We start from the raw sequence: 11,792 nt of genomic DNA, 5'->3' as shown, positions 1-11,792 counted from the left end.
CGGCCCGTGGGTGAGGTGTGCCGGGCCGGGTGGGGTCTGTCAGGTCGGGAGGGGCCGTTAGGTCCGGCGAGGTCGGGGTAGACGCGGCGGAGCAGGAGGCGACCCGGATGCGGGGGCCTACGGACCGAGAGGACGACCGCCATGCTGCTGCTCGGACTACTGCTGATGGCGACCACCGGCGCCTTCGCCGGTCTGCTGATCGCCGACAACCTCGACGGCGGCCCCGACTACACCGCGAGCGTCCTCGGCAACGACGTGGCGACCCTGAGCAGCCTCGGGGTCTTCCTCGCCGGCATCGCGCTCGCCCTGCTCTTCTGCCTGGGCCTGGCCATGATCCTCCGGGCCCGTCGGGCGCACCGCCGGGTGCGGCTCGGCGCCGAGCCGGTCCACCCGATCGCGGAGGCCGCCCCGGCCGCCCCGGTCGCGCGGGCCGAACGCGGGCGGCCGTACGACCGCTGGTACGGCGTGCCGTACACGGAGGCCGAGCGGGCGGCGCGCGGCGGCGGGCGCGAGCCCGGGAGCGCGGCGCCGCCGTCCGGCGCCCCTGCGCAGCCCGAAGCCGCGGAAGCGGACGGCGGGTCCGGTGGGTCCGCCGCGTCTGCCGGGTCCGGGAGTCCCGGCGCGTCCGGCAGTCCGGGCGGACCCGGCACCTCCGAGGCCTCCCGGGCGCCGGACGCCCGGGTCGGCGAGGAGCAGGGCGGCCGGGCGGACCCGGCACCCGCCGTCCCGGCCCGCTCCGGCGGCCGGTTCCGGCACCTGCTCGGCCGGTGACGGGAACTGTCGCGAAACCGGGGGGTGCTGACGGATTGCCGGGCCGCCCGGGGGTGGCCCTACGATGGTGATCATGACCAAGGAAACCGACCTGGACCGCGAGAGAACCGACGTCCGGGTGAGCATCATCGGCGGCCACAAGCTCGACGGGAAGACCCTCCACGAGCGCACCGTCACCGCCTCGCTGATCGGTGGGGCCACCATCGACCTCACCGATCTCGACCTCCCCGACGGGGCCGAGCTGAAGATCACCAAGCTGAGCCTGATAGGCGGCGTCAGCATCACCGTGCGGCCGAACGTCCGCGTGGTGGTCGGCGGAGTGCGCCTGGGCGGCGTGAGCGACGACGGCCCCACCGTGGCCGGCGGCCCGACCGTCCGGGTGGACGCCTGGGGCCTGCTCGGCGGGGTGCGGGTGAACCGGGCGTAGGGCGTGTCCGCCACGTCCTTGCCCTTCCTGTAGATCGGTCCGGGGGAGCCGATGACCGGGCGTCGCCGACCGACGTCCGGTCAGTCCCGCGGGTCGAAGGTCGCGGCTCGGGCGCCACCCGCCGCCTCGCGCAGCAGGGCGAGGAAGGCGGCGGTGGCCGGTGGCAGCGACCGGGCCCGGAGGGTGGCCGTCTGCACCAGCCGCACGGGTGTGTCCTCGGAGTGCAGCGCGACGAGCGCGACGTCGGGCCGGGCAGCGCGGGCGGCCAGCGAGGGGATGAGCGTCGCCCCGAACCCGGCGGCGACCAGGCCCAACTTGCCGGTCCACCCCGCCACCACGTACTCGACGCGCGGCCGGAAGCCGCTGCGGACGCAGGCGGCGAGCAGCGTGGACTCGATGTTCCGGCTGCCCGCGATCCAGTCCTCCCCGGCGAGTTCGGCCAGCCGCAGCCGCTCGCGGGAGGCCAGCGGGTGGTGCCGGGGGAGCGCCACCACGACGGGGTCCCGGACCAGCGGGCGCAGGTCGAACAGCTCGCTGTCGTAGCCGTGTTCGGGATAGCCGGCGACCACGGCGAGGTCGATCGCGCCGTCCTGGAGCCGGCCGAGCAGGTCCGCCGAGAGGCCCTCGGTGAGCGAGATCGCCACCTTCGGATGGGCCGTCCGGAAGGCCGCCAACGCCCCCGGTACGAGCGCCGCGTTGGCGCTGTCGAACGCGCCGACCCGCAACCGGCCGAGGTTCAGCTCGCTCAGGGCCGCCAACTCCCGCCGGGTGCCGTCGAGCCGGTCGAGTATCGCCTCGGCGTGCGGCAGCAGGGCCCGGCCGTGCTCCGTCAACCGGACGCCGCGCGCCAGTCGGTCGAACAGCACCACGCCGAACTCGGCCTCCAGCGTTGAGATCTGACGGGATATCGCCGACTGGGTGAAGCCCAGCCGATCCCCGGCGGCGGTGAACGAGCCCAGCTGTGCGGCAGTGCGGAAGACTTCGAGCCATGCCATGTCCATACCGCATGGCTACCATGCGAGACATTCGCTTGTCGCCTGCCTCTGCTCTCCCTAGCGTGGAGGCCATGGAGAAGATCGCATTTCTTGGACTCGGCCGCATGGGCCTGCCGATGGCCCGTCGACTCGCCGACAGCGGACACCCGCTGACGGTCTGGAACCGCACGGCCGGCCGCGCCGGCGGCCTCACCGAGGCCGCGAGCCCGGCCGAGGCGGCCCAGGGCGCCGGCATCGTCATCACCATGCTGGCCGACCCGGCGGCGGTCGAGGCGGTGGCCGAACAGGTCGCCGACGGGCTCGCGCCCGGCACGCTCTGGATCGACATGTCGTCCATCGGCCCGGCCGCCACGGCCGCCCTGCGCGACCGCCTGCCCGACGGCGTCGCCCTGGTGGACGCGCCGGTGCTGGGCAGCGTCGGCCCCGCCGCCACCGGCGGGCTGACCGTCCTGGCGGGCGGCCGGACCGAGGACCTCGACCGGGCGCAGCCCATGCTCGGGGCCCTCGGGACGGTGCTGCGCTGCGGCGGCCCGGGCTCCGGCGCGGCGCTGAAGATCGTCGTGATCAGCGCGATGGTCGGGGGAGTCGCGCTGGTCGGCGAGACACTGGCGCTCGCCGACTCGCTCGGCCTGTCGGAGGAGCTCGCCCTCGGCGTGCTGGCCAACGGGCCGCTCGGCGGAGCGGTGGCCCGCGCGCGCAGCCGGGACTCGGACTTCCCGATCCGGCTGGCCGCCAAGGACCTCGGCCTGGCGGGCGGAGGCCCGGTGCTCACCGCCGTCCGCGAGCTGCTGCTCGCCGACCCGGACCTCGCCGAGCAGGACCTCTCCCGGATCGTCGACGCGATCCGCCGGTAGGCGCGCCGGGCTGCCGGCGGGCACGGACCCGCCGGCAGCAGGCCGACGGCGGTCGGCTGCGGGTCGGCTACCGCCGGCGGGCCGGCGCGGTGAGGACCTTCAGCGCCACGGCCGGGTGGAACAGCAGCGCCGGGGAGCCGACCATGTTGACGACCCGGACGAACCGCGCCCAGACCCCTGCGTCCCGTACGGCCACCCGCAGCAGCCGCTCGTTGTACCAGTGCGCGATGCGCGCGGCGAGCGGCTGCCCGCCCGGGCTCCACATCAGGTCCGAGTTGGTGGAGAGGGTCCACGGCGGCAGCACCAGCCGGGCCAGCCGGCGCTGGTAGGCCCGGGCGAGACCGTCCAGGCCCTGCTCCGGCCCGCGGTCGGCGAGCATCCGGCCCAGCAGGTCCGCCCCCATGGCGGCGACCGTCAGGCCCTGGCCGTAGACGGGGTTGAAGACGCAGACGGCGTCCCCGAGGGCGACCAGCCGCTCCGGCCACTCCTTGACGGCGTGGTACTGGCGCCACTGGTTGTCGAGGTTGGTGTAGCGGTGGGTGGGCTCCTGGACGGTGCGTTGCTCGATCTGCTCGGCCAGGTGCGGATTGCGCAGCCCCTTGGCGAACGCCAGGTAGCCGCTGTCGTCGGTGGGCGGTTCGTCGTCGTAGGCGAACAACGAGCACGTCCACCGGCCGCGTTCGACGGCCAGGAGCACGCCGGCCTGCCGCACCTCGGGGGCGAAGAGCATCTGGTAGGCGATCTGGTAGTCCGCCGACCGGTCCGCGGGCCGGTCGAAGTTCATCGACGTGTAGGTGACCTTGGCCTTGACCACGCGCTTCGGCGGCACCGCGACGCCGTCGGCCCTCAGCCACTCCTCCACCTTGCTGGTGCGGCCCGACGCGTCGACGACCAGGTCGGCGGAGAGCTCCTCGGGGTCGGCCCCCGCGGCGGCGTACCGCACCCCGCGGACCCGGCCGGACGCGTCCCGCAGCAGCCCCTCGCACCGGGTGCCGGGCATCGACCTGACCTCGGGGAGGTCCAGCACCCGGCGGCGGATCCGCCGTTCCAGCTCGTCGCGGGTGAAGCTCTGGATCATCACGCCGGTGCGGCGCCTCGGGGCGAACCCACCGGGGAGGAGGAAGTCGATACCGAGCCCGTAGTCGAACACGGGCGCGCCGTCGGCCTCCAACTCGCTGCGCAGCCCCGGGAAGAGCTGCTCCAGCAGCTCGCCGCCCCTGGCGAGCATCGCATGCGCGTGATAGCCCTGCGGTGCGCTGGGGTGGACGCCCGTGTCCGCGTCGACGTGGTCCCGCTCGACGAGCACCACCTCGCCGAAGTGGTCGGCCAGGGCCCGCGCGGCCACCAGCCCCGCGTAGCCGCCGCCGATGACGACGGCCCGTCCCGATGCGTACTTCTTGCCCATGCGGCCTCCGTGCCGAGATTCCGGGGTTCGGGTTCGGGGTTCACGATCGCGGAATCCGTGCCCGAACTCCCCCTTCCCGCACGGAAGTCCATCCGAACGAGCGACGGACGCCCGTTCGGGCGGACCTCGCCGGGGCGGCCGGGCCGGGGAGAGCCGACGGCCCGGCCGCAGCGGGCTCAGGACAGCTTGCGCAGGGCCTTGGTCATCAGGTTCGAGGTCTCGTCGGCGGGCGGGAAGGGGTGGCTGTCGGTGGCGAAGAACTCGACGAGGTAGCCGCCCTTCGCGGTGGTGAACTTCTCCACCACGGCGGGCGCGTACGTGCTGCCGCCCTCACTGCAGGTCAACGTCTCCCGGCGGCCCACGATGTCGAGACCGGGGGCCTGCGGGGCCGGCAGGGCGGTGATGGCGATCTCGCAGCGCATGGAGCTCCGACCGGTCTTGAGGTCCACGGTGGAGGACGCGCACTCGGCGATCTCGTCCCGGACGGCCTGCAGGTTCCGGGCCGCTGTGGCCGGATCGGCCTTCCGGAGGCCTTCGTTGAAGCCGTAGCGGGTCCTCGCGTCGCCGCCGTCCCGGACGTACTCCACGGTGTCGTCCTCCGAGTGCTTCCAGACGACCTGCCGGTTGCGGGCCGCGCACGGCCAGCTGCCGGAGACGGGCTTCAGGTAGCCCATGTCACCCGCGCCCCAGTCGGTCCGGTAGCCGGCCGGCAGCTCGTTCTTCTTCAGGAGCTTGGACTGGATCTCCCCGGTCCCGGAGAAGTAGGGCACGGCGAAGGCCACACCCAGCGCGGTGGCGCCCGCGACGAGCGAGGCGGTGATCACGCCCCACCGCCGCTTCGGACGGTTGCCGGGGGCGGTCTCGGGCACCTCGGGTACGGGAGCGCCGGGTGCGGCCGGCTCCGGCACGAACGCGTTCGACGACGCAACAGGTGCAGCCGGAGCCGGGGCCGGGGTCGGCGCCGGAGTCGGCACGGGATCGAGGACGGTGAACGGCGTGGTGGGTGCGGGGAGGACCGGCCCGGTCGGGTGGGCGGCGACGACGTGCGTGGCTGCCTCGCTTCCGGTCGCGTTCGTGGTCACGGTCGCGGCCACGGCCGCGTTCGCCGCGGCGGGGCCGGGCAGGGCGGCCGCGGCCGGCCCCGCGAGGAGCTCGGTGGCCGCCTCGACGGTGAGCCGCTGCCGTGGGTCCTTGGCCATCAGGCCCCGGATCACCGTCGCGAGGGTGCCGGTGTGCCGCAGCGGCGGGGCCTCCTCGGAGACCGCGGCCAGCAGCGAGGCGGTCGGCGTGGCCCGCCGGAACGGGGACCGCCCCTCGACGGCGTGGTACAGCGCGACGCCGAGGGAGAAGAGGTCCCCGGCCGGCCCGTCGCCCTCGCCCTGGATCCGCTCGGGCGCCATGTACTCGACGGAGCCGATGACGGCCCCGGACACCGTCAGCGCGGTCTCCTCGTGCCGCAGGGCGATGCCGAAGTCGGTCAGCAGGATCTGGCCGTCGTCGGCCAGCATGATGTTGGCCGGCTTCACGTCGCGGTGCACGATGCCCGCCGCGTGCGCGGCGCCGAGCGCGGAGAGCATGGCGGCGGCGATCCGGGCGGCGTGCCCGGGCGCGAGCGGCCCGCCCGCCTCCAGCCGGTCGGCGAGCGAGCTCCCCGCGACCAGCTGCATCACCGTCCACGGCACCCCGTCCGCCACCACGACGTCGTGCACGGCGACGACGTGCGGGTGGTCGCGGAGCCGGGCGGCGCTGCGCGCCTCGCGCTGGGCCCGGAGCAGCCGTTCGCTGGTCTCGGCGGCGTCCATGGCCGGGGCGAGCCAGACCTGCTTGACCGCGACGTCGACGTGCAGCACGGTGTCGGCCGCCTGCCAGACCTGCCCGAACCCGCCGGCGCCCAGTCGGCGCACCAGCCGGTACCTGTCCGCGACGACCAGGCCCTCGCGCGCCTCTTCGCCTGCCGTACCACCAGCCGCGGCTGCCATCGCCGTCCCCCCTCGTCGACCGGCGCCATGATAGCGATCACGTCTCGACGGCCGGTCGGGACGGTCGTGTCCGCGACCGTTCTCCCAGCTCAGGGCCGGTCGTTGACAATAGGCAGGTAAATGCCTGCATAATCGAAGGGTGAGCCCCGACGAGACAGCGATGGGCGCGGTCTTCAAAGCACTGGCCGACCCCACCCGACGACTCCTCCTCGACCGCCTGCGTGAGCAGAACGGCCAGACGCTGCGCGAACTGTGCGAGCGGCTGGGCATGGCACGCCAGTCGGCGACCCAGCACCTCGACGTCCTGGAGCGCGCCGGTCTGGTGGCCGTGGTGCGGCGCGGACGGGAACGGCTTCACTACCTGAACCCGGCGCCGATCCACGAGATCGAGGAGCGCTGGATCTCCGGGTTCGACCGACCACGTCTGCAAGCGATCAGTGCCATCAAGAGCCGGGCCGAGGAGCCAGCCATGACCGTCGCATCGCAATCCGTACCGACCTACGTCTACGTGACCTACATCCGCGCGAGCGCGGACCGGGTCTGGGAGGCCCTGACCGACGCCGACCTGACGGCGCGGTACTGGGCCCACGCCAACGTCTCGGACTGGAAGCCGGGCTCGACCTGGGAGCACCGCCGGGTCGACGGCTCGGGCGCCGTCGACGTCGTCGGGCGGGTGATCGAGGCCGAGCCGCCGACCCGCCTGGTGGTCACCTTCAACGACACCCCCGGCGCCGATCCGGCGGGGGACGCCTCGGTGGTGACCTTCCTCGTCGAGCCGCACCAGGACATCGTCCGGCTCACCGTGACCCACGAGAACCTCCCCAACCTGGACATGCGCAACGGCATCGCGCACGGGTGGCCGGCCGTGCTGGCGAACCTGAAGTCGCTGCTGGAGACGGGCGACGTGCTGCCGCAGGCGCCGTGGGAGATGTCCGGCCGACGCCCGCACGCCTGAGCCGCCGGACGCCGGGGCCGGCGCGGGCCCGGGATCGGCGCGGGCCTGCACCGACCCCGGGCGCCCCGGCGCCGCGCCCCGGTGCCGCGCCGCCGCCGAGAGAACACCGTCGGGCGAAGAAGAGGGAGTGCACCTGATGGACCTGATGGACACCACCGCGCTGCGTGACGCGTACCGGGCGCTGCTGGACGCCGCCGCCGCGGTCGCCGCGGCCGGCGACCGGGTCTCGACGCCGCCGGAGGGGGAGTGGAACGCCGATCGGATCCTCGCGCACGTCGCCCTCGTCACGGCGGCGACCGTCGGAGCCGCCGCCTCGGTGGCCGCGGGCGCGAACACCACCTACGACAACCGTCTGGCGCAGGACACCTGGACGATCGACCGCGTCATCGAGCTCGCCGGCGGCACGGCGGGGCTCCGGGAGCGCATCCGGTGCCAGGCGGAGTCGCTCTGCGCGCTCGGTGGTTCGGCGTTGAGCGGGCCGGAGCTCGACACGCCCGTGCCCACCCTGTTGCTGTCCCACGGCACCGTGCTCGTGGACGCGCCCGTGTCGCTGCGGGACCTCGTCACCGGCCTCGCGGAGGCCGAGATCCCTGGCCACACGAAGCAGTTGCTCTCCCTGCTGCCGGACGGCGGTGGCGCCGAAGCGGCGGCGTGACGCACCGGCCGCCGGTGGTGTGCGGGCTGGGGATCACATCGTGCGGGCCGGGCAGTGCAATTGACTGTTCGTCAGTTCAGTCGAGCCGTCACAGCGTGTTCCCCGGCCGGTTCAGCCCGCCCAGCGGGTGACCGCGAACCCCACGCCGTTGCGCCGCACTTCGGCCGCCCCCGTGCCACCGAAGTGTGCCGGTACCACCAACTCGCGCTTGTCCGCCGCCCGCTGGAGGACGCGCAGGCGGCTGGCGGCGGCCCGCTCGGGATCCTCGCAGAAGCAGCTGTTGGAACCGGGGTGCAGGATCTGGACCGGGCTGTGCATCATGTCGCCGACGAACACGGCCCGTTCACCGTGCGAGGCGAGCCGCAGCACCGAGGAGCCGGGGGTGTGGCCGGGCGCCTCCTCCAGGGTGAGCGCGTCGTCGATCCGGTACTCGCCCTCCCAGAGCACCGCCTTCCCGGCCTGCTCGATCGGCAGGACGCTGTCGGCGTACATCAGCGCCCGGGCGCCCGTGCGGTCCCGCTCGGCCTCGGCGGCGAGCCAGACGTGGTCGGCGGCGGGCATCAGGTAGACGGCGTTGGGGAAGGCCGGCACCCAAGTCCCCTCCTGGTCCATGGTGTTCCAGCCGATGTGGTCGACGTGCAGGTGGGTGTTGACCACCACGTCGACGTCCTCGGGCTGCACGCCGGCCGCCGCGAGCCGGCCGAGCAGGTCGCTCGGCCGGCGGTGGAACAGCGCGTTGCCCGGACGATCCCGGTCCCGGCCCACTCCGGTGTCGACCAGGACGGTGCGCCCGCCGTGGCGCACCACCCACGTCTGCAGCGCCCCGACGTGGCTGTCGGTCGCCGGGTCCCAGTGGTCGGGCGCCAGCCACTCCTCGTTCTCCTGCCAGACCTCGGCCGCCAGGCCCGGCACGATCGCCTGCGCGGGGGCGAACGGCCCGTCCCACTCCCTGACCCTGGTGATCTCGGCGTCGCCGAGCACGATCCGCTCCACCGTGTTCCTCCCGATGAGGTCCTGCGGTGACCCCCTCGGCCCCGCTGCTGTAGAGACTAGGAGCCGTCTGATGAGCCGTTCAATGCGTGAATGGCTCGTTTGAATACGACAGCGGCTCAGATCGGCACCGGCGGCGCTATCCTGGCCCGCATGGACGTGGTGAGTGACGCGATCGCGGCGGTGCGGATCGGGCGGCCGTCCACCAATCGGCTGCGGGTGGCGGGCCGGTGGAGCGCCTGGATCCCCGGCTACGACGGGGCCGGCTTCCACGTCGTCCTGGAGGGCGGCTGCTGGCTGCTCCCGGACGGCGGTGCGCCGCTGAGCCTGGCCGCCGGTGATGCGGTCCTGCTGCCGCACGGCACCGGGCACGTCCTCGCGGCTGCTCCGCTGGAGCTGGCGGAGGTGGAGCGGGCGGTGCCGGTCGACCGTCTGCTCGGTCCGGCCGGGTCGGTGCCGGGGCCCCGGCCGCCGAGGGCCACCGGGGCCGTGGGCCCGCAGGGCGCGTCGGCCGACGGCCCGGTGACCGAGCTGCTGTGCGGGAAGTACCGGCTGGAGCACAGCCGCACCCATCCGCTGATGCGCGAGCTGCCGGACGTCCTGCACCTGCCGACGAGCGTCGGCAGCCACCCGGAACTCCGGGCCGCCGTCGACCTGCTGGGCGGTGAGGTGGTGGCGGACCGGGCCGGCGGCGCGCTCGCCGTGCCCAGCCTGGTCGACCTGCTGCTGGTGTACCTGGTCCGGGCCTGGCTGGAGCGCGGGCCGGGCGCCGGGCCGGACGACCCGGGGACCGGTGACCGGGCCGGCGAGGGCGCCGGGCCCGCTCGTGGGCGGTGGCCGGCGGCGCTCGGCGACCCGGTGGTGTCGGAGGCGCTGCGCGCGGTGCACGAGGACCCGGCCCGGGACTGGAGCACGGACGGGCTGGCGGCCCGGGCGGGCGTCTCGCGGGCCACCCTGACCAGGCGGTTCACCGCGCTGGTCGGCCGTCCGCCGATGGCCTACCTCGCCTGGTGGCGGATGACCCGGGCCGCGACCCTGCTCCAGGAGACGGACGATCCGCTGGAGGTGATCGCGCGGCGCGTCGGCTACAGCACGCCGTACGCACTGTCGCACGCGTTCAGCCGGCTCTTCGGCACCACTCCGGGCCGCTACCGCGCGGCCCGCGCCGCGGGTGCGATCGCCGTCGAGCGACCGGCCCCCGCCTGATCCGGTCCGTGCTGAACGGGTGCCGACCATGAGGTGGCCTTCGTTCCGCTACCGATCAAAGTCTTGAACACAAGAGGTGTTTTGCCCTGCCCCTGTCAAGGTAATGTGCTCAAGTAGGGGTGGATCGATGGTGGACCGGCACGATTCCATCACCGCTGGTCCGTACCAGGGGGAGGGGTGCAATCGCGGTTATTAGCCCGTTCTGTCCGAACCTGTCGGGTGGGCGTTCGGAGTTTCCTCCAAGTTTCAATCGCGGGTAGGCGTTCACAAAGATAACGAATAGCCGTCGACTCTGGCTGTCTTGAATTTACTTATTGACGTCATGCGAGACAGCCGGGTTAACTCCTCCCACCCCGCCGCAGCGCTGCGGCACCGTCAGGGAGGCACCCCCCACCATGAACGCAACGATGCGTCGCGTCGTCATCGGCACCGCCGCGGTCTCGATGGCCCTGTCCATGGCCGCCTGTGGCAAGGCCGGCGCAGACAAGAAGGACAGCGCGAGCTCCGGCGACAGCAAGTCCATCGGCCTGCTGCTCCCGGAGAACGCCTCCTCCACCCGTTACGAGTCCTTCGACCGGCCCTTCATCGAGGCCAAGGTCGCGGCGCTGTGCCCGGACTGCAAGGTGCAGTACAGCAACGCCGAAGGCAGCGCGTCCAAGCAGAAGCAGCAGTTCGACACCCTGATCGCCCAGGGTGTGAAGGTGATCATCCTGGACGCCTTCGACGCCAAGTCCACCCAGTCCTGGGTCAAGGAGGCGGCCGACAAGGGCGTCAAGGTCATCGCCTACGACCGCCTGGCGACCGGCCCGGTCTCGGCCTACGTCTCCTTCGACAACGAGAAGGTCGGCGAGCTCCAGGGCCAGGCCCTGGTCGAGGCGCTCGGCGCCAAGGCCGCGGACGCCAACATCGTCATGATCAACGGTGACGAGGCCGACCCGAACGCCGCCAAGTTCAAGTCCGGTGCCCACAAGGCGCTGGACGGCAAGGTGAAGAAGGTCGTCTACGAGCAGTCCGGTGAGTGGAAGCCCACCGTCGCCGGCCAGAAGATCGGTGCCGCGATCACCCAGCTCGGCAAGGACGGTTTCCAGGCCGTCTACTCGGCCAACGACGGCATGGCCGGCGCCATCATCACCCAGCTGAAGTCGGCCGGCATCACCGTCCCGGTCGGCGGCCAGGACGCCGGTCTCGACGCCGTCCAGCGCATCGTCGCCGGCGACCAGGCCTACACCATCTACAAGGCCTACAAGCCGCTCGCCGACAGCGCCGCCGAACTGGCCGTCAACCTCCTGCAGGGCAAGGACCTCAAGTCCGTCGCGCCCTCCACCATCGACAGCGACACCGACAAGGGCATCCCGGCCAAGCTGCTGGAGCCCAAGATCGTCACCAAGGCGAACATCAACGACACCGTGATCGCCGACGGCCTCTACAAGGCCGCCGACATCTGCGCCGGCGACTACGCCGCCGCCTGCGCCGCAGCCGGCCTCAAGTAACGCGCCCGCCGGGCCCGGTGGCCACGGCGCTCCCCACCACACCCCGGGGAGCGCCGGCCCCGGCG

General features: G+C 73.4%; 11 protein-coding genes. 7 read left to right on the top strand and 4 right to left on the bottom strand.

The genetic code is table 11. From position 1 onward, the window contains the following. The first annotated feature begins 141 nt into the window (after positions 1–141). Together RMN57_RS04270 and RMN57_RS04265 are read left to right on the top strand one after the other, a co-directional pair. Positions 142–771: a hypothetical protein gene (locus RMN57_RS04270; RefSeq protein WP_313762009.1), complete on the top strand. Its 630-nt coding sequence runs from the start codon at positions 142–144 to the stop codon at positions 769–771. Between the two features lie 73 nt (positions 772–844). Continuing rightward, positions 845–1,198 carry a hypothetical protein gene (locus RMN57_RS04265; RefSeq protein WP_313762008.1) on the top strand — a complete coding sequence of 118 codons (354 nt, stop codon included), beginning with the start codon at positions 845–847 and terminating at the stop codon, positions 1,196–1,198. 80 nt (positions 1,199–1,278) lie between these two features. On the opposite strand, the gene RMN57_RS04260 is transcribed toward RMN57_RS04265, so the two are convergent. After that, positions 1,279–2,193 carry a LysR substrate-binding domain-containing protein gene (locus RMN57_RS04260; RefSeq protein WP_313762007.1) on the bottom strand — a complete coding sequence of 305 codons (915 nt, stop codon included), beginning with the start codon at positions 2,191–2,193 and terminating at the stop codon, positions 1,279–1,281. A gap of 71 nt (positions 2,194–2,264) precedes the next feature. On the opposite strand from RMN57_RS04260, the gene RMN57_RS04255 reads away from it, so the two are divergent. Beyond that, a complete protein-coding gene (locus tag RMN57_RS04255) occupies positions 2,265–3,047 on the top strand; it encodes an NAD(P)-dependent oxidoreductase (RefSeq protein ID WP_313762006.1) in 783 nt (260 codons plus the stop codon). A gap of 67 nt (positions 3,048–3,114) precedes the next feature. Here the strand turns inward: RMN57_RS04255 and RMN57_RS04250 are convergent, their stop codons facing one another. Continuing rightward, positions 3,115–4,452: an FAD-dependent monooxygenase gene (locus tag RMN57_RS04250; protein ID WP_313762005.1), complete on the bottom strand. Its 1,338-nt coding sequence runs from the start codon at positions 4,450–4,452 to the stop codon at positions 3,115–3,117. Positions 4,453–4,628: 176 nt separating this feature from the next. After that, positions 4,629–6,431: a serine/threonine-protein kinase gene (locus tag RMN57_RS04245; RefSeq protein WP_313762004.1), complete on the bottom strand. Its 1,803-nt coding sequence runs from the start codon at positions 6,429–6,431 to the stop codon at positions 4,629–4,631. 160 nt (positions 6,432–6,591) lie between these two features. On the opposite strand from RMN57_RS04245, the gene RMN57_RS04240 reads away from it, so the two are divergent. Further along, a complete protein-coding gene (locus RMN57_RS04240; RefSeq protein WP_313767708.1) occupies positions 6,592–7,386 on the top strand; it encodes a metalloregulator ArsR/SmtB family transcription factor in 795 nt (264 codons plus the stop codon). Between the two features lie 136 nt (positions 7,387–7,522). Beyond that, complete coding sequence (locus RMN57_RS04235) at positions 7,523–8,041, top strand: hypothetical protein (RefSeq protein WP_313762003.1); 519 nt, start codon at positions 7,523–7,525, stop codon at positions 8,039–8,041. A 111-nt stretch (positions 8,042–8,152) separates the two neighbouring features. Here RMN57_RS04235 and RMN57_RS04230 read toward each other — a convergent pair whose 3' ends face one another. After that, positions 8,153–9,034, bottom strand: coding sequence for an MBL fold metallo-hydrolase (locus tag RMN57_RS04230; protein WP_313762002.1), 882 nt, complete (start codon positions 9,032–9,034; stop codon positions 8,153–8,155). A gap of 150 nt (positions 9,035–9,184) precedes the next feature. Between RMN57_RS04230 and RMN57_RS04225 the strand changes: the two genes are divergently transcribed. Continuing rightward, positions 9,185–10,237, top strand: a complete 1,053-nt coding sequence (locus RMN57_RS04225; protein ID WP_313762001.1) for an AraC family transcriptional regulator — start codon at positions 9,185–9,187, stop codon at positions 10,235–10,237. Between the two features lie 395 nt (positions 10,238–10,632). Beyond that, on the top strand, positions 10,633–11,727 hold the full coding sequence (locus RMN57_RS04220; RefSeq protein WP_313762000.1) for a substrate-binding domain-containing protein: 1,095 nt from the start codon (positions 10,633–10,635) through the stop codon (positions 11,725–11,727). Positions 11,728–11,792 lie beyond the last annotated feature (65 nt).

The sequence above is a fragment of the Kitasatospora sp. CM 4170 genome (genome assembly GCF_032110285.1).
Classification (GTDB): Bacteria; Actinomycetota; Actinomycetes; order Streptomycetales; family Streptomycetaceae; genus Kitasatospora; species Kitasatospora aburaviensis.
Note: the sequence above shows the minus strand (reverse complement) of the source record. Positions and strands in the feature narration are given on the sequence as shown.

What these genes read in the sequence shown, in the direction of transcription:
- RMN57_RS04270 (WP_313762009.1), top strand. Translation starts at nt 142, where the DNA reads ATGCTGCTGCTCGGACTACTGCTGATGGCGACCACCGGCGCCTTCGCC.
- RMN57_RS04265 (WP_313762008.1), top strand. Translation starts at nt 845, where the DNA reads ATGACCAAGGAAACCGACCTGGACCGCGAGAGAACCGACGTCCGGGTG.
- RMN57_RS04260 (WP_313762007.1), bottom strand. Translation starts at nt 2,193, where the DNA reads ATGGCATGGCTCGAAGTCTTCCGCACTGCCGCACAGCTGGGCTCGTTC.
- RMN57_RS04255 (WP_313762006.1), top strand. Translation starts at nt 2,265, where the DNA reads ATGGAGAAGATCGCATTTCTTGGACTCGGCCGCATGGGCCTGCCGATG.
- RMN57_RS04250 (WP_313762005.1), bottom strand. Translation starts at nt 4,452, where the DNA reads ATGGGCAAGAAGTACGCATCGGGACGGGCCGTCGTCATCGGCGGCGGC.
- RMN57_RS04245 (WP_313762004.1), bottom strand. Translation starts at nt 6,431, where the DNA reads ATGGCAGCCGCGGCTGGTGGTACGGCAGGCGAAGAGGCGCGCGAGGGC.
- RMN57_RS04240 (WP_313767708.1), top strand. Translation starts at nt 6,592, where the DNA reads ATGGGCGCGGTCTTCAAAGCACTGGCCGACCCCACCCGACGACTCCTC.
- RMN57_RS04235 (WP_313762003.1), top strand. Translation starts at nt 7,523, where the DNA reads ATGGACCTGATGGACACCACCGCGCTGCGTGACGCGTACCGGGCGCTG.
- RMN57_RS04225 (WP_313762001.1), top strand. Translation starts at nt 9,185, where the DNA reads ATGGACGTGGTGAGTGACGCGATCGCGGCGGTGCGGATCGGGCGGCCG.
- RMN57_RS04220 (WP_313762000.1), top strand. Translation starts at nt 10,633, where the DNA reads ATGAACGCAACGATGCGTCGCGTCGTCATCGGCACCGCCGCGGTCTCG.